Origin of the sequence: Burkholderia sp. Bp9099, assembly GCF_003857805.1 — a bacterium.
Taxonomy (GTDB): Bacteria; Pseudomonadota; Gammaproteobacteria; order Burkholderiales; family Burkholderiaceae; genus Burkholderia.
The window spans coordinates 186,405-208,678 of record NZ_QTPU01000008.1; the positions used below are offsets into that span (position 1 = coordinate 186,405).

Genomic DNA, 22,274 nt, shown 5'->3' on the forward strand with positions numbered 1-22,274 from the left:
ACTACGCCGCGACCGCCTCCCCGCCGAGATACGCATCGCGCACGCGTTCGTCGTCGAGCAGCGTTTTCGCGGGCCCTTCGAGCACGACGCGCCCCGTCTGCAGCACGTATCCGTAATGCGCGATCTCCAGCGCGAGGCTCGCGTTCTGCTCGACCATGAACACCGTCACGCCCTGCCGGTTGATCGTGTCGATCAGTTCCAGCACCTTGTCGACGTAGAGCGGCGACAACCCCATCGTCGGCTCGTCCATGCAGATCAGCTTCGGACGCGCCATCAGCGCGCGCGCCATCGCGAGCATCTGCTGCTCGCCGCCCGACAGCGTGCCCGCGCGCTGCGCGAGCCGCTCGCGCACGCGCGGAAACAGTTCGAGCACGCGCGCGTAGTCGTCGGCCACCGCCGTACGATCGCCGCGCGTATAGGCGCCCATCAGCAGGTTCTCGCGCACGCTCATGTCGCCGAACAGCCGCCGCGCCTCGGGCACGGCCGCGATCCCGCGCCGCACGCGCTGCGGCGTCGCGAGCGCGGTCACGTCGTCGCCGTCGAAACGCACGACGCCGCGACGCGGCCGCATCAGCCCGAGAATCAGCTTCATCGTCGTGGACTTGCCGCTCGCGTTGCCGCCGAGCAGGCTGACGATCTGCCCGCGACCGACTTCGACGTTCACGTCGAAATGCACCTGCACCGGGCCGTAGAACGTGTCGAGGTGTTCGAGTTTCAGCAGTGCGTCGGTCATGGTCGTGTCGGGTCCGGAAGAAGGTGCGCTCATGCGGCCGCCTGCACGGTGCGCTCGGCCGTCGTGCCGCCTGCATGGCGGCGACCGAGATAAGCCTCGATCACGCGCGGATCGTGCCGCACGTCGCGTGGCGCGCCTTCGGCGATCTTCACGCCGTTGTCGAGCACCATCACGCGGTCGGACACGCGCATCACGAGTTCGAGCTTGTGCTCGATCAGCAGGATCGTCAGGCCGCGCGTCTTCAGCGACTGGATCAGTTGCAGCATCTCGGCGGTCTCGGTCTCGTTCATCCCGGCGGTCGGCTCGTCGAGCAGCAGCAGGCGCGGATGCAGCGCGAGCGCGCGGCCGATCTCCACGCGCCGCCGGTTCGCATACGACAGGCTGTGCGCCGGATGATCGATGCGCGGCGTGAGCCGCTCGCCGAACCCGGCGATGATGTCGCGCGCCTCGTCGCGCAGCGCCGCTTCCTCGCGCCGCACCGACGCGGGCCGCACGAGCGCGCGCCACACCTCGGCCGCCGCGCCGAGCGCCGGCCAGCCCGGCCGCGCCGCGCGCAACCGCGCGTGCGCGCCGATCAGCACGTTGTCGAGCACGCTCAGGTTGCCGAACACGCGGCCGTGCTGGAACGTGCGCGCGATGCCGAGCGCCGCGAGCCGTTCCGGCGGCGTGCCGGTGATGTCGCGGCCGTCGAACGTCACGCGGCCGGCATCGGGGCGGTCCGCGCCCGCGATCAGGTTGAACAGCGTCGACTTGCCCGCGCCGTTCGGGCCGATCACGCTCAGCAGCTCGCCGTCGGCGAGCGTCAGGCTTGCCGCGTCGAGCGCGGTCACGCCGTCGAAGCGGCGCGTCAAACCCCGTACGTCGAGCAAGGGTCGAGTGGTGGTCATCGCATTCCTCCTCACACCGTGCCGAGCAGGCCCTGCGGCCGGAACCGGACGAGCAGCAGCAGCACGAGGCCGTAGATCAGCATCCGGTAGTCGGCCGCCCAGCGGAACAGCTCGGGCAGCCCGATCAGCGCGATCGCGCCGACGACGCCGCCGAGCACGTTGCCGAGCCCGCCGAGGATCACCATCGTCAGCGCGAGGATCGACACCTGCGAATCGAAGGTCTGGTGATTGATGTAGCTGTACAGGTGCGCGGCGATGCCGCCGCTCACGCCGGCCGCGACGCCGCCGACCGCGAACGCGATCGCCTTGTAGCGGTTCGGTGCGATGCCGTGCGCACGTGCGGCGACGTCGTCCTCGCGCACCGCGCGCAGCGTGCGGCCGAGATGCGAGCGCAGCAGCCGCACCTGCACGAGCGCGAACGCGACGAGCACCGCGAGCGTGAACCAGTACGCGGCGCGCGCGGTCGTCGCCCACGGCAGCGGCGCGATGCCGGTGATGCCGAGCGGGCCGCGAGTGAGGCCGTCCCAGTTCAGGATCACGAGACTCACCACTTCGCCGATCCCGAGAGTCGCGATCGACACGTAGTGCCCGCGCAGCCGGAACGCCGGATAGACGAGCAGCGTGCCGAGCACCGCGGTGATCGCGCCCGCGCACGGAATCGTCACGGCCGGCGACCAGCCGAGATCCGACGACAGCAGCGCCGACGCATACGCACCGATCACGAGCAGCGCGGCGTGGCCGAGCGAGATCTGCCCGACCGTGCCCGCGACGAGCGTGAGGCTCAGCGCGAGCAGCCCGTACAGCCACGCGTTGGTCAGCGTCTGCAGCACATAAGGCGATGCACCGAGCCACGGCAGCACGGCCGCCGCCACGATCAGCACGACGAGCACCGGGCGCGGCACGCGCACGGCTTGCGCGGCCGCGAGGAAGGTGCCCGTCATCGGCTCCGGCGGCAGCGCGCGCTTCCCGCTGAACAGGCCGTTCGGCCGCCACACGAGGAACACGATCAGCAGCCCGAACGCGAACAGGTCGCGATAGCTGGTGCCGAACAGCGCGACGCCGTAGCTTTCGACGAGGCCGAGCAGCAGGCTGCCGGCGATCGCGCCGGGCACGTTGCCGAGCCCGCCGATCAGCAGCGCGACCACGCCCTTCAGCGTCGCCTGGAAGCCCATCGCCGGATCGATGCTGTTGTAGTACATGCCGACCAGCAGCCCGCTGACACCGCCGAGCGCGCACGCGATCGCGAACACCGTCTGGTTCACGCGATCGACGTCGACGCCCATCTGCAGCGCCGCGTCGCGATCCTGCGCGGTCGCGCGCACGGCCCAGCCGAGCCGCGTGAAGCGCAGGAAGCCGTACAGCAGCGCGGCCGCCGCGAGGCCGATGCCGGCGATCAGCAGGTCGAGCGCACCGAGCGTCGCGCCGGCGATGCGCAGGTGCCAGTCGGGCAGCGGCGTCGGCACCGCACGCGGGTCCGCGCCGAACGCGAGTTGCGCGAGCTGGTCGAGGATGAAGCTGATGCCGATCGTCGCGAGCAGCGGCGCGATGCGCGCGGCGTGGCGCAACGGCCGCAGCCCGACCCGCTCGATCGCGATGCCGAGCGCGCCGCAGCCGACGACGACCGCCGCGAGCGCGGCCGGCAGCGGCAAGCCGAAGCGCGTCAGGCACAGCCAGCCGATGAAGGCGCCGACCATGTAGACCGAGCCGTGCGCGAAGTTGATCAGGTGCGACACGCCGAAGATCAGCGCGAGCCCCACCGCGAGCAGCGCGTAGATGTTGCCGACGATGAGGCCGTTGAGCGTGTAGTCGAGCCAGGAAGCCATCACGATGCGTCCGTCATTTGCATGCGGTTCCGGGTCGGGGTCAGCGCGCCGCGAGCTGCGGCTTCGCGCCGTCCCACAGCGCCCACTGCCCCTGCTTCACGACGAGATACACGGTGCGTGCGCCCGCGACGCGGCGCGTCTGCGGATCGAAACGCACCTTGCCGAAGATCACGCTCGGCACGTCGCTCACTTTCTCGAAGCCGTCGTGCGCGGCCTGGCGCGTCACGCCGTAGCGGCGCAGCACCTCGGCCGACAGGATCAGCGCATCGTATGCACGCGCGACGAACGAATCGGGATCGGCATGGAATTTCGCGCGATAGCGCTGCACGAACGCCTGCACCTCCGGTCGCGGTTCGGCCGGGAAGAAGTTCGATTCCGTATAGACGCCTTCGACGGCCGTGCCGCCGAGTTCGAGGAACTTCGGCGAATACACGGAGCCGACTGCCGCGATCGGCAGCGTGAGCCCCGACGTGCGCGCCTGCCGCACGATCTGCGCGCCGTCCGCGTAGTAGGAAATCAGCACGATGGAATCGGGCTTCGACGCACCGATCCGCACGAGCGTCGAGCGGAAATCCTTCTCCGCCGGCTGGTAGCCTTCGGCCGCGACGACCTGCGCGCCGAGCCCCGTCACCGCCTTCGCGAAGATGTCCTTGCTGGTGCGGCCCCAGTCGGTGTTCAGGTACAGCACCGCGATCCGCTTGAAGCCGAGCTCCTTCACCGCGTAGCGCGCGAGCAGCGGCTGCTCCTCGGCCTGGCTCAGCGCGGTGCTCCACAGGTAGTCGCCGCCCTTCGTGAAATCCGGATGGGAATTCGTGAAGCCGAACTGGATCAGCTGCCCGCGCTGGTAGATCGGCGACGCGGCCATCGACGTCGCGCTGGAAAAGTCGCCGAGCTCGATCACGATGCGTGGGTCCGCGACGAATTTCTGCGCGATCGCCACCGCCTGGCGCGGATCGCTGCGGCTGTCCTGGAAGTCGACCGCGAGCGGCCGGCCGTGGATGCCACCGCCGCCGTTGATCTCGTCGAGCGCGAGATCGAAGCCGCGCTTCCATTGTTCGCCGTATTGCGCATCCTGCCCGGTGAGCGGCCCGCTCACGCCGATCACCACCGGCTCGCCGGACACGCCCGCCGCGAGCGCGCCGCCCGTCGACAAGCCCCATGCGGCAGCCAGTGCCGCCACCGTGCCCAGCACGCGCCGCCATGCGCCGCGTGCGTCGTTCCCCGAAACGTTCATGCGTCCCCCCAGCTTCAGTCAGTCGAAAAGAGTGAGGGCATGTAACCATCCGGTTCAGGGCGTTCCAACGAAGTTTTGCGCATATCGATATCGTGCGCGGCGCGAAGCGCAACATCACTGCCACGGTCTCCTGCACGGCGCGTCCCGCGCGACGCATCGGCATGCGCTGCAGCGCATTGATTCGATTGACGTTTGCCGTCGTGCAGCGCTGCCGGCCGACGCGCATGCATGCACGACTCGTCGTCCCGGCGCGCGTGCCCTTCGCATGTCTGGCACTGTCGATAGCAAAAATCATTATATGAATCGTGCATGCTCGCACTCCTACAATGCGCAAATCGCATCATCGGAACGCGTCATGGAGTTGCATCAACTCGAAGCCTTTTCCGCGGTCATGTCGGCCGGCAGCGTGACCGGCGCGGGCGAACTGCTCGGCCGCTCGCAGCCGGCCGTCACGCGACAGATCCAGGAGCTCGAAGCCGATCTCGGCTATGCGCTGTTCGACCGGCACGGCCCGCGCGTCACGCCGACGCGCCGTGCATTCCTGCTCTACGAGGAAGTCGAACGCTCGCTCGTCGGCCTGCGCGCGATCGAAGCGCGGGCGCGCGCACTCGGCGACGAAACCGCCGAACCCGTGCGCATCGCGACCACGCCTTCACTCGCGGCCACGCTCGTGCCGGCCGCGCTCGCCGCACTGCCCGACGGCGCGCACGCGCCGCACTACCAGTTGCGCAGCGAGTCGGCCGAACACGTCGTGCACGAAGTGCTCGCCGGCACGGCCGATATCGGCGTCGTCACGCTGCCGATGGCGCATGCGGGGCTCGACGTGCACTGGATCGCGCAAACGCCCTGCGTCGCCGTGCTGCCGGCCGACGATCCGCTCGCGGGCAAGCCGCGCATCGCGCTGCGCGATCTCGCGGGCCGCCGCATCGTGACGGTCGCGAACCGGCACCGGCTGCGCCAGCGGATCGATGCGGCATTCGCGGCCGCACGCGTCGACGCGCACGTGTTCATCGAAACCAATGCATCGCTGAACGCGGTGATGGCCGCGCGCGCAGGCGTCGGGATCGGCATCGTCGACCCGGCGACCGGCGTGGCACTGCCGGTGGACGGCGTCGTCGCACGACCGCTCGATGTCGACATCCCGTTCGCGTTCGGTGTCGCGACGCCCGCCGGCAAGACGCGCACGGCCGCCGTCGAGGCGCTGCTCGACGCGCTGCAGAACACGACGCGCGCGCTGCTCGACGACGTGACCTTTCACGATGCATCCGTGCACGACGCGCTGCTGCGAGGCGACCGGTTGCGCATCGATCGCCCGCCTCGCGTGACACGCGCCACACGAACCACACGCACACGCGGTACCCGCCCGGAGGCCGCATGACGGCGACGCCCGACACACCCGACGCACCCGACACGCTCGACGCACTCGAAGCCCGCCTCGCCCAGGACCTGCGCTGGCTCGACCTGCCCGCGCCGTCGTGGGTGCCGCCGCGCGACGTCGACGGCACGCGCGTGCTCGACGTCGCGATCGTCGGCGGCGGAATGGCGGGGCTCGCGGCATCCGCCGAACTGCGCCTGCTCGGCATCGACAACCAGTGCGTGATCGACCGTGCACCGGCCGGCTACGAAGGCCCGTGGATCACGTTCGCGCGGATGGAGACGCTGCGCTCGCCGAAGCAGCTCACCGGCCCCGCGCTCGGCCTGCCCGCGCTGACGTTCCGCGCGTGGTTCGAAGCACGATACGGCCGCGACGCGTGGGACGCGCTCTACAAGATTCCGCGCACGCAATGGATGGAATACCTGCGCTGGTATCGCCGCGTGCTCGACCTGCCGGTGCGCAACGACACCGCGCTCGCGGCACTGCGTCCGCGCGACGACGGCCTGCTCGCGCTCGACCTGCGCGCGAACGGCCAGGCGCAGACCGTGCTCGCGCGACACGTCGTGCTGGCGACCGGCCGCGACGGGCTCGGCGGCCCGTACGTGCCGCCCGTCGCGCAACGCGCGCCGCGCTCGCGTTGGGCCCATTCGTCCGAGCCGATCGATTTCGCTTCGCTCGCCGGCAAGCGCGTCGGCGTGGTCGGCGCGGGCGCGTCCGCGTTCGACAATGCGGGCACCGCGCTCGAAGCGGGCGCCGCGCGCGTCGACCTGTTCTTCCGTCGCGCGGACATTCCGCGCATCAACAAGCTGACGGGCATCGGCAGCCCGGGCCTCGTGCACGGTTATGCCGATCTCGACGATGCGACGAAGTGGCGCTTCATGCACTACGCGCTGACGTCGCAGACACCGCCGCCGCGCGACAGCGTGCTGCGCGTGTCGCGGCATGCTCACGCACACTTCCATGCAGCCAGCCCGATCGAAACGCTGGTCGAACACGCGGACGGCCTCGACGTCGTCACGCCGCGCGGCCGCTACACGGTCGACTTCCTGATCTTCGCGACGGGCTTTCATTCCGACTGGACGACACGCGCGGAATTCGCGTCGTTCGGGCCGCATGTGCGGCGCTGGAAGGATCGCTATCAACCGGAACCGGACACATGGCTCGACGAGCTCGCCGAGTCGCCCGATCTCGGCCCCGCGTTCGCGTTCCAGGAACGCGAGCGCGGCGCCTGCCCGGCCGTCACGCGCATCCATTGCTTCAACCATGCGGCGAGCCTGAGCCACGGCAAGCTGTCGGGCGACATCCCCGCGATCAGCGCGGGCGCCGGGCGGCTCGCACGCGGCATCGCGAGCCGGCTGTTCGACGCCGATCGCGACCGGCATTACGACGCGCTCGTCGCGTTCGCGAATGCCGAGCTGCAAGGCGACGAATGGCGCGACGCCGATGCGTGAGCGCACGCCATCGATCACACCGACGAAGAAGGAACACCGAAACGATGACTGACTCCATCACGCCGGCCGCCGTGCCGGACACGATCGACGCAGTGGCCGGCCTGCGCGACGGCGATGCCGTCGCCGCGCTGCGCCGCGCACGCGACAAGGTGCTGCTGCATACGCAGCTGAGCGAAGCCGCGCTGTTCGATCCCGGATTGCCCGATCTTTCGCTGGTCGAGCGGCTGCATGCGGCGCGGTATGTCGCGCGGAAGTCGAATGCATACGCGCTGTCCGACACGTATCGCGCACGACTGCTGGACGCGGGCGGCACGGCCGGCGACATCGAACAGGTCGATGCCGATGCATTCGACGCGCTGCCCCAACGTCTCGGCGCGATTCTCGCGCACGCGAAGCGCCTGACCCTCTCCCCTGTCGATGCGCGCGCATCCGATCTCGACGCACTGAAGTCGACCGGCCTCACGACACCCGCGATCGTCGCACTGTCGCAGCTCGTGGCGTTCGTCGCCTATCAGTTGCGCGTCGCCGTTGCCGCGCAGGCGCTTCAGGCCCGTGCCGGCAAGGAGGCCGCATGACGACGAGCACTCACGGCTTCACATCCGACACGCTCGGCTGGCGCGCGTGGCTCGGCACAGTATCGCTCGATGCCGCGACGCCCGATCAGCTTGCGGTGCTCGAAGCAAGCCACCCGCAGGCGAAGACGTCCGACTATTACCTGCTGCTCGTGCACCTGCCCGAGATCCTGCGGCAACGCTCCGGCGTGTTCAACGCGATCATGTACGGTCCCGGCGGACTGTCGCGCGCGGAACGCGAGCTGGCAAGCACGGCCGTGTCGCGCGTGAACGGCTGCGTGTATTGCGCATCGGTGCACGCACAACGCTTCGCGCAGCTCGCGAAACGCACCGATGCGATCGACCAGGTGTTCGACGATCCGTCGACAGCCGGCACGACCGCGCGCGAACGCGCGATCATCCGCTATGCGGTCGCGCTGACCGAACGGCCCGACACGGTGGACGAACGCGACATCGCCGCGCTCGAAGCCGAAGGGCTCACCCACGAAGAAATTCTCGATCTGTCGCACGCCGTCGCGATCTTCGCGTGGGCGAACCGGCTGATGCTGACGCTGGGCGAACCGGTGTTTCCCGAATCCGCAGCGGGCGACTGACACGCCGCCGCGCTGGCGCAGGCGAGCACGCCGGCCGACGCGCGCCACCGCGCGTCACGCCTTGTGCGTCGACAACAGAATGCTCGTCTCCGTATTCGCGATCCCGTCGATCAACCGGATCGCGCCGAGCACGCGATCGAAATGCTCGAGCGAATCGGCGTGCAGCTCGGCGACCAGATCCCAGCGCCCGTTGGTACTGTGGATCGACGCGACGTTCGGATGCCCGCGCAGCACCTTCACCACTTCCGCGCCGCGATTGCCCTGCACCGCGATCGACATCAGCGCGCGGATCCGGTGCCGCTCGGCGGCCGGCTTGAGCCGCACCGTATAGCCGACGATCACGCCGTTCTTCTCCAGCCGCGTCAGCCGGTTCTGCACGGTCGCGCGCGCGACGCGCAAGGCCTTCGCAAGGGCGACGACGGGCATCCGCGCGTTGTCGCGCAGCAAAGCGATGAGCTGCCGGTCGACGTCGTCGAGCGTAATCATGAACGGACCTTCCTGTTGAACGTGACACGGCCGCCAGCGTGCCGGACGGCACGCATTTCGACCAGCATGATTTGAACAAACTGCCATATCCGGCCAGCAATCTGCCAAGTCTATCGAGAAATCTGCGATTTTTGCCGTCTTTTTGTTGGCTCGACTCACGGAAATAATGACTCCAACGACCGGCCGCATGGGCCGCGACGCCGCTTTTGACGGAGCCGGGGCCCGGGCCGACACGCCCGCCCCGGTCGACCAGAACGCCTGGACACGCGTCCGGGCAGCAAAATGGAGACAGACCGATGACCCGCTTCCTCGACGTACCCGCCACCGCCCGACTGATCGCCCAGACCGGCGTCACGCCGTTCCTGCGCGCGCTCGTCGACACGCTGCGCGCCGATTACCTGCACTGGGCCGACTTCGACAAGTCGCCGCGCGTCGCCTGCCACTCGCGCGACGGCGTGATCGAGCTGATGCCCGTCGCGAACGCGTCGCTGTTCGCGTTCAAGTACGTGAACGGCCACCCCGTCAACGCCGCGCGCGGGATGCACACCGTGATGGCGTTCGGCGCGCTCGCCGAAGTCGACACCGGCTACCCGCTGCTGCTCGCCGAACTCACGCTGACCACCGCGTTGCGCACCGCCGCGACGTCGGTGCTGGCCGCGCAAGCGCTCGCGCGCCCCGACGCGCGCACGATGGCGCTGATCGGCAACGGCGCACAGAGCGAATTCCAGGCGATCGCATTCCATACGCTGCTCGGCATCGACGAGATCCGCGTGTTCGACGTCGATCCGCTCGCGACCGACAAGCTCGTGAAGAACCTCGCCGCTTACCCTGAATTGCGCGTCGTGCGCGCCGCGTCGACCGCCGACGCCGTGCGTGGCGCCGACATCGTGACGACCGTCACCGCCGACAAGGCGTATGCGACGATCGTCACGGCCGACATGATCGAGCCCGGCATGCACCTGAACGCGGTCGGCGGCGATTGCCCGGGCAAGACCGAGCTCGACGCGGGCGTGCTGCAGGCGGGCCGCGTGTTCGTCGAATTCGAGCCGCAGTCGCGCATCGAGGGCGAGATCCAGCAGATGCCGGCCGACTTCCCGGTGACCGAACTGTGGCGCGTGCTGCAGGGCGAGACGACCGGCCGCGAGCGCGCAGATGAAGTCACGGTGTTCGACTCGGTCGGCTTCGCGCTCGAGGACTACTCGGCGCTGCGCTACCTGTATGCGCTCGCGCAGCAGCACAACGCGGGCGTCGAGATCGCGCTGATTCCGCCGGCCGTCGATCCGAAGAACCTGTTCGCGCTGATCGACGATCCGGCCGCGATCGCGCAGGGTCATGCGGCGTTCGTGACCGAAGCCGTCGCCGCGTTCGCACGCTGATCGTCATCCCGGGCGGCCGGCGCGCCGCCCGATTCTCCGCCTGTCTCTTCAAACGTTCATGAATCTCGTATCGATCCAGGCGCCGGCCGCCGTCGTGATGATCCGGCCGCACCGCTTCCTGCCGAATCCGCAGACCGCGGCCGACAACGCGTTCCAGCGCACGGCCGTCGGCGGCGCGCACGACACGCTGTCGGTGTGGGCCGCCGCGCGCGACGAAGTCACGGCCGCCGCGCGCACACTCGCCGATGCAGGCGTGCGCGTGCACGTGTTCGACGATCACGGCGAGCGCGACACGCCCGACTCCGTGTTCCCGAACAACTGGTTCTCGACTCATCCGGGCGGGCATATCGCGCTGTTTCCGATGCATAGCCCGAACCGCCGCCGCGAGCGGCGCGCGGACATCGTCGAAATGCTGAAAGAGGAATACCGCGTGCAGGACGTGATCGACTACTCGGGGCTCGAATACGACGACGTGTTCCTGGAAGGCACCGGCGCGATGGTGCTCGACCACGTCGCACGCATCGCGTACACCGCGCGTTCGCGCCGCGCCGATCCGGTCGCGCTCGAACGCTTCTGCACGCACTTCAACTTCGAGCCGATCTGCTTCGATACGGCCGATGCGAACGGCAACCCGATCTATCACACGAACGTGATGATGAGCGTCGCCACCGAGTTCGCGATGATCGGCCTCGACCTGATCGCCGACCGCCGGCGCCGCGACGAAATCGCGCAACGCCTGACCGAAACGGGCCGCACCGTGATCGCGCTCGATCATGCGCAGATCGCGAATTTCGCGGGCAATACGCTTGAGTTGTCGGGCAAGGACGGGCGCGTGCTCGCGCTGTCGCGGCGCGCGTTCGACTGCCTCACCGGCGGCCAGCGCGCGACGATCGAACGCTCCGCGCGGCTGCTGCCGCTCGACGTGTCGACGATCGAACTGGCCGGTGGCTCGGTGCGCTGCATGCTCGCGGGCATTCATCTCGCGCGGCGGGCCGCAGCACATGACGTGAAGGAAATGGAATCGGCGGCGCGGTAACGCGAACCGGTGCCGCACGCCTGAGCGGACATCCTGCGGCGGATAGCCCGAAAGCGCCGCCGGACGACGCTTCGGCCTGAACGGACATCCTGCGCGGATAGCCCGATGGCGCCGCCGGACGATGCTTCGGCCTGAGCGGACATCCTGCGCGAATAGCCCGATGGCGCCGCCGGACGATGCTTCGACCTGAGTGGACATCCTGCGCGAATAGCCCGATGCGTCGCCGGACGATGCTTCGATCTGCGAATCAGATCGAAGCATCGTCCCGCCCGTTCATCACCCCGCCAGCAGCTTCAACCCGGCCGGCAACGTTTCGCCGAACACACGTGCGGTGTCGGCTTCATCGAACGCAATCGCCTCGCGCACCATGTCGATCCACGCGGCCGACACATTCGCGGAAGACAGGCGCTTGATCACCGCCTCACGCGTTTCATCCGGCAAATCGCGTTCGCGGTCACCTGTCATCCGCGCGATTTGCGCGACCGCGAACGCCGCGGGTTCGACCTGCTTCCAGTCCAGCGCGAACAGCGCGTCGAGCCAGCGGTTCGCGACGTCGGCCGGCACCACGCTGTGCGCGCTGCCGTAGAACGGCCGGCGCGCACCGATCCGCCCGAGCGCCCACGCGCACAGCGTGCGCTCGGCCGGCTTCTGCAATTGCACGATCAACCGCTCGGCCAGTTCCACCTTGCGCTCGACCGGCAATCGTTCGAGCGATGCCGACAAGCGCGTCATGTCGGCCGGGCCGACCTTGGCCGGGTCGAACGGCAGCTTGCGGCGCTTGTCGTCGGACGGTTCGAGGAACGCGATCGCATCGCGCACCTGCGTCTGCGCGTCGTCGTCGAGGCCGCCGGCCACGCGCCGCCACAACGTCCACCACTCGGACCACACCTGCGCGTCGTTCACGTACTGGATCCCGTCGTCGAACAGCGGCCACAGCTGCTCGATGCGCCACGCATCGAGCGGATGGCCGAAGCCCGGGCGCAGGCAATAGCCGGCAAGGTTCAGCCACGCGCGTTCGTGATCGGCCGAGCGCCGCCGGCGACGCGCGCGCGCAAGCAACGCGTCGAACAGCTCGCGCGCGAGCGCGACGTCCCACTCGTCGCGCGGGCCGAGCACCTGTTCAAGTTGCGCGCGCAACCGTCGCGTGTCCTTCGGCGTGACGTCCGCGGCCTTGCTGCCGAACGAGCGGTCGATCAGCTCGATCGCGTGATCGACGCGCGGATGGCGCGCGAACGCGGCATCGTCGCCTTGCGCGGGCGCATCGCCGCGCAACTGGAATTCGAGCCGCCAGCGGCGCGCTGCATCGTCGGTCGCGATGCAGTGCATTTCGAGCGTGCCGACCTCGGTCAGCGACGCGGTGAGTTTCACCGGCGTTTCGCGCGCATCGCTACCGGCCTTCGCGTCGACGACCGTCGCGATCGGCGGCAGCCGCACGAAGTCGCCGCCGTCCAGCTCGACCAGATCGCCCGGCTGGTACGCGGTGTCGGCAACCGTCGACACGAGGTGGAAACGCACCGGCTGCCCGAGCTGCAGCGCGAACGTGCGTTCCTCGAGCCGGATCTCGCGGCCTTCCTCGGCACCGCGCGGCAGCAGGCAGACACCGCGCGCCGCCGCGGCGCCCTCGCCATCGTCGAGCACGAGGAAATAACTGCGCGCGGAACCGCCGCCGATGCGCGGCGCATGCCCCGCCCGCGCCAGGCCATAGGCCACCGCGCCGCGCGCGACCGCCACGTCCGGATGCGCGTTGTGCAGCACGTCGAGCGGCGCGCCGCGCCACGCGCCGAGCGTCTGCGCGAGACGGCCGGCCAGCGCACCCGCGCGGAACACGCCGCCGTTGAGCAGCAGCGTGTCGGGCAGCGGGCCTTCCGCATGACGATTCAGGAACGCGGCGACGTGGCGCGTGACGGCCGGGTCGCTCGCATACGGCAAGCCGAATTCGACGATCGCGGCCCGCGCGCGGCGCGGCAGCTCGCCGGCCTCGACCTGCGGAAAGAAGCCGTCGACGACGATCTGCTCGACTTCCTGACGCGTCAGCTCGGCCGAGCGCGCGCCGCCGACGAGCTTGCTGCCCGCGCCGAGCAGCGTCACGGTGACGGAGGCCGGCGCGTCGTCGCCGAGCAGCCGCTCCTTCGCCGCGCGGCAGCGCTCGACGAGCTGCGACAGGCTCGCGGCCGACAGCCGCGTGCCGGGCTCGGTCAGCCGCGTCTCGACCAGGCGCGCGAGCGCGAGGTCCATGTTGTCGCCGCCGAGCATCAGGTGATTGCCGACGCCGACGCGCGTGAAGGCCGGTTCGCCATCGTCTCCCGGCGCGACGTCGACCAGCGTGAGGTCGGTCGTGCCGCCGCCGACGTCGCAGATCAGCACGCGGCGCGGCGCGGCGAAGGTGTCGCGCAACGTCGCGCGCTGGCCGTACAACCAGTCGTAGAACGCGGCCTGCGGTTCTTCCAGCAAGCGCAGCGCCGGCAGTTTCGCGCGTTTGGCCGCCTCGACCGTCAACGCGCGGGCGCCGTCGTCGAACGACGCCGGCACCGTCAGAATGACGTCCTGCTTCGCGAGCGGCGCATCGGGAAAACGCGCATCCCACGCGGCCCGCACGTGCGCGAGATAGCTCGCGCTCGCGTCGACCGGCGACACCTTGTCGACGCCGTCGGCCGCGCCCCACGGCAGGATCGCCGCAAGCCGGTCGACCGATGCGTGCGACAGCCAGCTCTTCGCGCTGGTGACGAGCCGGCCCGGCACCTGCGCGCCGAGCGTGCGCGCATACCGGCCGATCACGGCCGGCGGTGCACCGGCCGCATTCGCGTTGGCCTTCGGATCAGCCTTCGCACCCGCCTTCGAATCGGCCGCCCACGGCAGGCGCAGCGCGTCCGGCGGCAGTTCACCCGCCGCCGGGTGATAACGCACCGACGGCAGCAGCGGCTGCGCGGCCACCGCGCCGGGGCCGACCAGCTGCTCGACGTCGAACACGCGGATCGCGTCGGAGCCGGCCTCGACGTACGCGACGACCGTATTGCTCGTGCCGAGGTCGATGCCGACCGTATAGCGCTTCATCGCGCTCAGGCGGCGCCGCGCACGTCGAACTCGACCTTCCAGCGCTCGTTCGTGCCGCTCGGGATTGCCTCGAGTTCGAGCGTGCCGGCTTCGGTCACGCGCGCATGCAGCTTCACCGGCACGACCTCGCCGATCGTGCGCCCTTCGGCGGGCAGCGTGGCCTGGATTTCCTCGAGTTCCTGCAGCTCTTCAGGCGACCAGTAGTCGAGCAGCGTGCCGACCTGGTCCTGGCGACGCACCGACGACCCGAAGAAGCGGAACTGCACCGGCTCGCCGACGACGAGGCCGAACTCCTGCGGCGGCAACGCCGCATCCGAGCCTTCCTCCATCCCGAACGGTGCGACGCAGAGCGCCTGCACCGGCGGCTCCAGCCCCGGCACCGCGGGCATCGCCGACTCGATCGCGACGTAATACGCACGCGCCGTGCCGCCGCGAATGCGCACGCCACGGCCGCGCTTCACGTAGCCGTAATACGCCGCGCCGCGCGCGACCGCCAGATCGAGGTCCGCGCCTTCGAGCAGGCGCGCGGCCGGCGCGCCTTCGGCGGCGAGCCAGCTATTGAGCGTATCGAGCACGCGCTGCGTGAGCAGCGGCGACTTGAACACGCCGCCGTTGAACAGCACCGCGGTCGGATGCAGGAACGTCGCACCTTGCGGCAGCATGCGCTGCACGCCTTCGAGCGCGTCGAGCGCCGCGACCTGGCGGCCGAGGAACGCCGCGAGGTGGCGCGTGATGCCCGCGTCCTGCGCATACGGCAGGCCGAGCTGCGTCAGGCCGACGCGCGCGCGGCTCACCGGGCGCGCGGCCGCGTCGACTTGCGGGAAGAAACCTTCGAGAATCGTCTGCGTGAGTTCCGCGCGCGTCAGTTCCGTGCGGATCGAGCCGCCGATCAGCTTCGAGCCGCGGCTCGGCACGACGAGCGGCACCGCGTCGGTCGTCGGGTCGGACAGCAGCGTTTCCTTCGCCGAGCGGCACGCGTAGGTCAGCGCGCGCAATTGCCACGGGTCGGCCTGCGTGCCCTGCTGCGCGAGCTTGCGCGCGACCACGTGCGCGAGCGCGAGGTCCATGTTGTCGCCGCCGAGCAGGATGTGCTCGCCGACCGCCACGCGATGCAGTTCGAGATTGCCGTCGCGCTCGACCACCGCGATCAGCGACAGGTCGGTCGTGCCGCCGCCGACGTCCACGCACAGGATCAGGTCGCCGACCTGCACCTGCTTGCGCCAGCCGCCTTCGCTCTTCTGGATCCAGCTGTAGAGCGCCGCCTGCGGCTCTTCCAGCAGCGTCATGCGCGAATAGCCGGCGGCGCGTGCGGCCTCGGCCGTCAACTCGCGCGCGGCCGGGTCGAACGACGCGGGGATCGTGACCGTCACGTCCTGGTCGGCGAACGGCGCGTCGGGATGCGCGTGGTCCCACGCTTCGCGCAGGTGCGTCAGGTAGCGGATCGAGCTTTCCAGCGGCGACACGCGCGCCACTTCCGGCGGCGCATCGCTCGGCAGGATCGCCGCGCGGCGATCGACGCCCGGGTGGCACAGCCAGCTCTTCGCGCTCGACACGAGGCGGATCGGCGTGCCGGCGCCACGCGTGCGCGCCATCTCGCCGACCGCGAACGCGCGCGAGGCCGTCCACGGCAGCGTCAGGTCGCCCTGCGTCAGCTCGCTTTCATGCGGAAGATAGAGGAACGACGGCAGCAGGTCGCGCGACTCCAGCGCGCCGGGCGCGGTCAGCTGCGCGATCGGCAGCACCTGCTGCGTGATCGTTTCGCCGTCGCTCGCGGCGCTGTCGACGTACGACAGCGCGCAGTGGGTCGTACCGAGGTCGATACCGATCGAATAGCGCGGATCGTTCACAGTTCCACCTCCGCCGGTGCGACCACCGAGGCGTCGTGGCTGCCCGTCAGCTTCGGCAGGCGCACGTCGGCAACGCGCCAGCCGCGGTGGCTGACCGTGCCCGTGAACGGCGCGGCGCCGACCACGTTGCCCGTCACGCGCACGGCCGTCGCGTCGAAGCCGGCCGGCAGCGTCACGCGGCTGCCTTCGGCTTCGTCGCGCACCGGCACGATCGTGAAATGCTCGCGCAGCGCGGCGCGGCAGCCGTCGTGCACGAGGCGTGCGGCGGCGCCGATGTCGGCGTCCGCGTAGCCGGCGATGTCTTCCTCGACGAAGTCGATGAAGCGCGCATCGCGCTGCAGCAGGCCGAGCAGTTGCAGCGCGGCTTGCGGGCTCGCTTCGCGCAGCTCGGGGGCCGGCGCCTTCACGGGCGCGGGTGCCGGGGCCGCCGCGGGGGCCGGCGCAACGGGCGCCGGCGCGACCGGTGCCGGGGCGCCGTCGCGCACGCGCAGCACGCCGGCCGCGAACTCGCGGTTGCCGATCACGGAGAAGAACGTGCCGACGGCCAGCGATAGCCGGCCGAAGAAGGACAGGTTGGATTCGGGCATGGGGTCTGGACTCCTGTGGGCTCGCGACACGGCGAGCAGCTTGCCTGGGCGCCCGGCGGCGGCGTGCGAATGCGCACTGCCGCCGCCCGGCGCGTGATTCGGGCGCGCCCTCTCGGGTGCGGAAAACCCGTATTTTGCCCTGTGGCGGGCGAACCGGGCAGAAGTTGGGGGACAGAACACAGCGGCGCGCGGGTTTTGCGCCGCGCCGGATTGCATCGGACTGCCGGCTATCGGGGGTCGGCCGGGTGTCGGCCGCGATGTTGCGGCGCGTCAGCGCGGCTTGCGGCGGCGTACCGCCTTCACCCCAAAATCGCGCGAATTCGGGCGCGCGACGTGAAACGCATGCCCCCGCATGGGGACCGCGGCGGCGTAGCGCTACATGCTTCATGCAATGTGATGTTTAATGCCCGGCAACGCCAGCATTAAAGGACACGCAATGCTCGACCTCGACGACCTTCGCCTCGTGCGCGCGATCGGCGCGTCGCGTTCATTGGCATCCGCCGCGCGCCTGCTCGACCTCACCCCGCCCGCGGTCACGATCCGCCTGCAGCGGATGGAGGCGCGGCTGGACGTCCGGCTCGCCGTGCGGCAGCCGAAAGGGATCGAGTTGACCGACGAAGGTCAGCGGCTTTATCGGGAAGCCGTGGAGATTCTCGAGCGCGTGGACGCGCTGCCGGGCAACATCGCGGGCGATCACGGCGACGTGCAGGGCACGCTGCGCGTCGTCGCGCCGTTCGGCTTCGGACGCAAGTACGTCGCGCGGATCGTGCGCGACGTGCAACGCACGCATCCGAAGCTCGAAATCTCGCTGCACCTGTCGGAGAGTCCGCTGACCAGCGCTTCGGGGGCCGACGTGGTCATCCATGTCGGCAGCCTGAAGTCGTCGTCGTGGATCGGCTATCCGCTCGCGCCCAACGAGCGCTTCCTGTGCGCGAGCCCCGGTTACGCGCGGCGCATCAAGCAACTGGACCATCCGTCCGACCTCGCGCACTACGACTGCCTGTGCCTGCGCGAGAACGACGAGGACGTGCCGCGCTGGCGCTTCTCGCAAGCCGGCGACGGCAAGGGCGAATCCAGACGATCGGCGGTGATTCGCGTCACGGGCGCGCTGTCGTCGAACGACGGCACCGTCATTACCGACTGGGCACTGGCCGGGCTCGGCATCGTCGAGCGCTCCGAGTGGGACGTCGCGCCGCTGCTGGCGAACGGCAAGCTGGTCAGGCTGCTGCCCGACTGGCATTTGCCGCCCGCGCCCGTGACCGCGCTGCTGCCGTCACGCACGGGCCGCTCCGCGCGGCAGCGGGTTTTCCTCGAAGCCGCGACGCAATTCCTCGCTCCGCCGCCGTGGCGCGGCAAGGCATGAGCGCGGTCCCGGGATTAAATGCTGCTTAATGCTCGATTTGGCATGCGTTAAACACGCTGCGCGCCAAACGCCCTACTGTGTTCGCTGTCGGCAATCCACCGAGGCAACGCATCATGGGCATTCCCCTCCTTCTCAACACCCCCGCCGCATTGATCGACGTCGGCCGCATGCGTGACAACATCGCGCGCATGCAGGCGCGTCTGGACGCGCTCGGCGTCAGGTTCCGGCCGCACGTGAAGACGACCAAGTGCCAGCACGTCGTCGACGCGCAGGTTGCGGCCGGCGCGCAAGGCATCACGGTATCGACGCTGAAGGAAGCCGAGCAGTTCTTCGCGGGCGGCGTGCGCGACATCGTCTACGCGGTCGGCATGATTCCCGCGAAGCTCGGCCAGGCGCTCGCGTTGCGCCGGCAGGGCTGCGACCTGAAGATCGTCGCCGACAGCCTGCAGGCCGCGAATGCGACCGCAGCGTTCGGGCGCGAGCACGGCGAGCGCTTCGAAGTCTGGATCGAGGTCGATGTCGACGGCCATCGCTCGGGGATCGCCCCCGACGACGACCTGCTGATCGACGTCGGCCGCGCGCTGGTCGACGGCGGCATGACGCTCGGCGGCGTGCTCGCGCACGCCGGCTCCAGCTACGAATACGACACCCGCGACGCGCTGGTCGCGATCGCCGAACAGGAGCGCAGCCGGACCGTGCACGCCGCGGAGCGCCTCAGGGCCGCCGGGCTGCCCTGCCCGGTCGTCAGCATCGGTTCGACGCCGACCGCGCTGTCCGCGGAGCGTCTCGACGGCGTGACCGAAGTCCGCGCGGGCGTGTACGTGCTGTTCGACCTCGTGATGCACAACGTCGGCGTGTGCGCGCTGTCCGACATCGCGCTGTCGGTGCTGACCACCGTCATCGGGCACCAGGAAGAAAAAGGCTGGGTCATCGTCGACGCGGGCTGGATGGCGATGAGCCGCGATCGCGGCACGCAGCGGCAGGCGCGGGATTTCGGCTACGGGCAGGTGTGTAGCGAAGACGGTGACGTGCTCGGCGAGTACGTGATGAGCGCGGCCAATCAGGAGCACGGCATCGTGTCCCGCATCGGGACGCCGGACACGGATATCGCGAAGCGGTTTCCGATCGGGACCCGTTTGCGGATCCTGCCGAACCACGCGTGCGCGACCGGCGCGCAACATCCGGAATACCAGGCGCTGGGCGACGACGGCATCGTGCAGAGCTGGCCGCGCTTCTATGGGTGGTAAGCAGAGGCGGCGCGGTGGCGTTCGCCGATGCGGCGAACTGATACGCCGACGTCCGGCGACGCAACCGGCCGCCGCGCGCGACCGACTGACCGCCCTCCCGACATTGACTATTTGTCCAATTCTATACAAACTATAAAACCGCGTTTCACATTGCATCCGACAGGCTCCCCCACCATGCCGACAGACGCCCACCTCCTTCTTCTCGACCGGGATGTCGTCGAACCGGCCCTTCAAGCCGAACACGTGATGGCGGCGGTCCGCGAAGCCTTCGTGCTGCACAGCCAACGCGCGGGGCGCGTGTTCCCGGTCGTGCGCGAGAAGCTGCATACCGGCGGCGTGTTCGGCATCAAGTCGGGCGACGTCGCGAGCCAGGATCTGCTCGGCTTCAAGGCGGCCGGATTCTGGCCCGGCAATCGCAGCCTGGGCGGCGAGCCGCACCAGGCGACGATCGCGCTGTTCGATCCGGCCACCGGCCGCCCGCTCTGCATCATGGACGGCAACGCGATCACCACCGCCCGGACCGGTGCGGCCGGCGGCCTGGGCCTGCAGGCGCTGGCCCGCCGCGACAGTACGCGCATCTGCGTGTTCGGCACCGGCGTGCAGGCGCGCGTCCAGCTCGACCGTGCGCTCAGGCTGCTCCCGCAACGGTGCGCGGTGCAGTACGTGAACGCGCGCGGCGAAGCGGACGCGGTGTTCGAATCGGCATTCCGCGAACGCTGCGACATCCGCGTCGCACGCGACCGAAACGATGCGGTGGCCGACAGCGACGTGGTCATCACGGCCACGCCGGGCGGCGGCCCGCTGTTCGATGCGGACGCGGTTCAGCCCGGCACCCACCTGACCTGCGTCGGCGCGGACACCGCGGGCAAGCGCGAGCTTCCCGAAGGCTTGCTGCAGCGCGCGCGCATTTTCGTGGACGATCACGAGCAGGCGCGTGGCATCGGCGAGTGCCAATGGGCGCCCGATCTGCCGCGCACCGAAATCGGCGACGTGCTCGCCGGGACCGTGTCGGTCGATCGCTCGCCGGGCGAGATCACCGTATTCGACATGACGGGGCTCGCGCTGCAGGACCTGACCGTGGCGCGCTTCCTGTATCGGCAGGCCGTCGAGCGCGGCACGGGACGCTCGATCCCGTGGCCGTGGTGAACGGCAACGGCGTGATATCTTCCATCGCCATGCGTCTATCCAAAGTTTCCGCCATCTCGTTCGATCTTGACGACACGCTATGGCCGTTCGGCCCTTCCGTCGCACGGGCCGAGGCGTCGCTGCATGCGTGGCTGATCGCGCACGCACCCGATACCGCGAGCGTGCTGCCGACGTCGCAGACGCTGGCCCAACTGCGCGATGAATACGAACGCTCGCGGCCGGATCTCGTCGGCGACTATCGCGCGTTGCGCATCGGATCGATCCGGCTGGCGTTGCAGCGCGCGAACGAAGACGTCTCACTGACCGACCGCGCCTACGACGTGTTCTATTCGGCGCGAAACCAGGTCGAGTTCTTCGACGATGCATTGCCGGCGCTCGCGTGGTTGAGCGCGCGGTTTCCGCTGATCGCGGTGACGAACGGCAATGCGGACCTTCAACTGACCGGCGGCGGCGAGTTCTTCCGTGAAACGCTCAGCGCGCGTGCGTTCGGGTTCGCGAAGCCCGAGCCGGAAATCTTCCATGCAGCCGCCGCGACGCTCGGCGTGCCGGCGGCGGAGCTGCTGCACGTCGGCGACGACTTTCACCTCGATATCGTCGGCGCGTTGAATGCGGGGCTTCAGGCAGCGTGGGTCGTGCGTCACGCAGGGGCGCAAGCTGAGCATGCTGCGCATCGTGCCCCGTCGCCGCATCTGACCGTTCGCGACTTGTCGGTGCTGTGTCGCGCGCTGGGTGCGCCTGACGCGGTGGCGTAACCGCAAGCCCGCAAGATCGCGCGGCCGCGATCGATCACGCCCGTCGACATGACCGACCGCCGCTTCACGCCGCCTTGCGTGCGTCCGCGATCCGCTGCGGCGCCTTCGGCCGCGCATAAAGCCGCTCGAGGTACGCACGCAATTGCGGGAATGGTTCGATCAGGTGGCATTCGCTCGCCCAGTCGATCAGGTAGACCGTCACGCAATCGGCCACCGTCAGCGTGTCGCCGACGATGAATTCGCGCCCTTCGAGATGCCTGTCGAGGATCGCGGCCATCGTCGCGAAATCCTCGCGTGCCAGCTCGATATCGGCCGGCGAGCGCTTTTCCGGCGGATAGAGGAACGAATGGCGCGTAATCCGCCACAACGGCTGTTCAAGCTCCGTCACCGCGAACATGACCCATCGATAGGCCTGCGCGCGCAAAGCGAGATCGACGGGCAGCAGCGCCTTCTCCGGGTACTTGTCCGCGAGATACAGCACGATCGCGGCCGACTCGGGAATCACGAGGTCGCCGTCCACCAGCACGGGCACCTTGCCGGCCGGATTGAGGCGCAGGAATTCGGGCCGCTTGTGCTCGCCTTTTAGCAGGTTGACCGACACGAACTCGAAATCCGCGTCCAGTTCCTTGAGCCCCCAGAGCGCGCGTTGCGTGCGCGTGCCGGCGAATCCGTAAAGCTTCATCGCAATGTCTCCATCGATAATGTCGGGAAAAAT

19 protein-coding genes are annotated in these 22,274 nt (G+C 69.5%); 10 read left to right on the forward strand and 9 right to left on the reverse strand.

Annotation, left to right across the window (positions count from 1 at the left end; translation table 11 throughout):
• Position 1: 1 nt before the first annotated feature.
• From DIE17_RS11325 to DIE17_RS11340, 4 genes are read right to left on the reverse strand one after another with little or no spacing between them, the layout of a single operon-like run.
• Entirely contained in the window at positions 2-766 is a 765-nt protein-coding gene (locus tag DIE17_RS11325; RefSeq protein WP_044845379.1) for an ABC transporter ATP-binding protein, read from the reverse strand.
• Positions 763-1,620, reverse strand: coding sequence for an ABC transporter ATP-binding protein (locus tag DIE17_RS11330; protein ID WP_044845380.1), 858 nt, complete (start codon positions 1,618-1,620; stop codon positions 763-765). Before DIE17_RS11330 ends, DIE17_RS11325 begins: the two co-directional genes overlap by 4 nt.
• An 11-nt stretch (positions 1,621-1,631) precedes the next feature.
• Positions 1,632-3,443, reverse strand: coding sequence for an ABC transporter permease (locus DIE17_RS11335; protein ID WP_124920816.1), 1,812 nt, complete (start codon positions 3,441-3,443; stop codon positions 1,632-1,634).
• A 40-nt stretch (positions 3,444-3,483) separates the two neighbouring features.
• Positions 3,484-4,677, reverse strand: coding sequence for an ABC transporter substrate-binding protein (locus tag DIE17_RS11340; RefSeq protein WP_044845382.1), 1,194 nt, complete (start codon positions 4,675-4,677; stop codon positions 3,484-3,486).
• 355 nt (positions 4,678-5,032) lie between these two features.
• Between DIE17_RS11340 and DIE17_RS11350 the strand changes: the two genes are divergently transcribed.
• The 4 genes from DIE17_RS11350 to DIE17_RS11365 are packed head-to-tail and all read left to right on the forward strand — an operon-like array spanning position 5,033 to position 8,668.
• Positions 5,033-6,055 (forward strand): LysR family transcriptional regulator, encoded by a 1,023-nt coding sequence (locus tag DIE17_RS11350; protein ID WP_124920817.1) that lies wholly within the window; start codon positions 5,033-5,035, stop codon positions 6,053-6,055.
• Complete coding sequence (locus DIE17_RS11355; protein ID WP_124920818.1) at positions 6,052-7,503, forward strand: NAD(P)-binding domain-containing protein; 1,452 nt, start codon at positions 6,052-6,054, stop codon at positions 7,501-7,503. The genes DIE17_RS11350 and DIE17_RS11355 overlap by 4 nt, the downstream gene beginning before the upstream one ends.
• A 44-nt stretch (positions 7,504-7,547) precedes the next feature.
• Positions 7,548-8,078: a CMD domain-containing protein gene (locus DIE17_RS11360; protein ID WP_124920819.1), complete on the forward strand. Its 531-nt coding sequence runs from the start codon at positions 7,548-7,550 to the stop codon at positions 8,076-8,078.
• Entirely contained in the window at positions 8,075-8,668 is a 594-nt protein-coding gene (locus DIE17_RS11365) for a peroxidase-related enzyme (RefSeq protein WP_124920820.1), read from the forward strand. The genes DIE17_RS11360 and DIE17_RS11365 overlap by 4 nt, the downstream gene beginning before the upstream one ends.
• Positions 8,669-8,722: 54 nt before the next feature.
• On the opposite strand, the gene DIE17_RS11370 is transcribed toward DIE17_RS11365, so the two are convergent.
• The gene (locus DIE17_RS11370) at positions 8,723-9,154 is read right to left on the reverse strand and encodes an Lrp/AsnC family transcriptional regulator (RefSeq protein WP_044845386.1); all 432 of its coding nucleotides are present in this window, start codon (positions 9,152-9,154) and stop codon (positions 8,723-8,725) included.
• Between the two features lie 296 nt (positions 9,155-9,450).
• Between DIE17_RS11370 and DIE17_RS11375 the strand changes: the two genes are divergently transcribed.
• Both DIE17_RS11375 and ctlX read left to right on the forward strand, forming a co-directional pair.
• Positions 9,451-10,530 (forward strand): ornithine cyclodeaminase, encoded by a 1,080-nt coding sequence (locus DIE17_RS11375; RefSeq protein ID WP_044845387.1) that lies wholly within the window; start codon positions 9,451-9,453, stop codon positions 10,528-10,530.
• A 58-nt stretch (positions 10,531-10,588) separates the two neighbouring features.
• Positions 10,589-11,566: a citrulline utilization hydrolase CtlX gene (ctlX, locus tag DIE17_RS11380; protein WP_124920821.1), complete on the forward strand. Its 978-nt coding sequence runs from the start codon at positions 10,589-10,591 to the stop codon at positions 11,564-11,566.
• A 276-nt stretch (positions 11,567-11,842) separates the two neighbouring features.
• Here the strand turns inward: ctlX and DIE17_RS11385 are convergent, their stop codons facing one another.
• Genes DIE17_RS11385 through DIE17_RS11395 form a run of 3 tightly spaced genes read right to left on the reverse strand, consistent with a single transcriptional unit; the run spans position 11,843 to position 17,051 of the window.
• Positions 11,843-14,617 (reverse strand): Hsp70 family protein, encoded by a 2,775-nt coding sequence (locus DIE17_RS11385; RefSeq protein WP_124920822.1) that lies wholly within the window; start codon positions 14,615-14,617, stop codon positions 11,843-11,845.
• Positions 14,618-14,622: 5 nt separating this feature from the next.
• Positions 14,623-16,464 (reverse strand): Hsp70 family protein, encoded by a 1,842-nt coding sequence (locus tag DIE17_RS11390; protein WP_124920823.1) that lies wholly within the window; start codon positions 16,462-16,464, stop codon positions 14,623-14,625.
• Complete coding sequence (locus DIE17_RS11395; protein WP_124521975.1) at positions 16,461-17,051, reverse strand: DUF2760 domain-containing protein; 591 nt, start codon at positions 17,049-17,051, stop codon at positions 16,461-16,463. The genes DIE17_RS11390 and DIE17_RS11395 overlap by 4 nt, the downstream gene beginning before the upstream one ends.
• Positions 17,052-17,487: 436 nt before the next feature.
• On the opposite strand from DIE17_RS11395, the gene DIE17_RS11400 reads away from it, so the two are divergent.
• The 4 genes from DIE17_RS11400 to DIE17_RS11415 all read left to right on the forward strand — a co-directional run bounded on the left by DIE17_RS11400 (position 17,488) and on the right by DIE17_RS11415 (position 21,559).
• Positions 17,488-18,414 carry a LysR family transcriptional regulator gene (locus DIE17_RS11400; protein ID WP_124920824.1) on the forward strand — a complete coding sequence of 309 codons (927 nt, stop codon included), beginning with the start codon at positions 17,488-17,490 and terminating at the stop codon, positions 18,412-18,414.
• 113 nt (positions 18,415-18,527) lie between these two features.
• Positions 18,528-19,661 carry a DSD1 family PLP-dependent enzyme gene (locus DIE17_RS11405; protein ID WP_124920825.1) on the forward strand — a complete coding sequence of 378 codons (1,134 nt, stop codon included), beginning with the start codon at positions 18,528-18,530 and terminating at the stop codon, positions 19,659-19,661.
• A gap of 174 nt (positions 19,662-19,835) precedes the next feature.
• Positions 19,836-20,807, forward strand: a complete 972-nt coding sequence (locus tag DIE17_RS11410) for an ornithine cyclodeaminase family protein (RefSeq protein ID WP_124520393.1) — start codon at positions 19,836-19,838, stop codon at positions 20,805-20,807.
• A gap of 29 nt (positions 20,808-20,836) precedes the next feature.
• Positions 20,837-21,559: an HAD family hydrolase gene (locus DIE17_RS11415; RefSeq protein WP_124520420.1), complete on the forward strand. Its 723-nt coding sequence runs from the start codon at positions 20,837-20,839 to the stop codon at positions 21,557-21,559.
• A 64-nt stretch (positions 21,560-21,623) separates the two neighbouring features.
• Here the strand turns inward: DIE17_RS11415 and DIE17_RS11420 are convergent, their stop codons facing one another.
• The gene (locus tag DIE17_RS11420) at positions 21,624-22,241 is read right to left on the reverse strand and encodes a glutathione S-transferase family protein (RefSeq protein WP_124487700.1); all 618 of its coding nucleotides are present in this window, start codon (positions 22,239-22,241) and stop codon (positions 21,624-21,626) included.
• Positions 22,242-22,274: the final 33 nt, after the last annotated feature.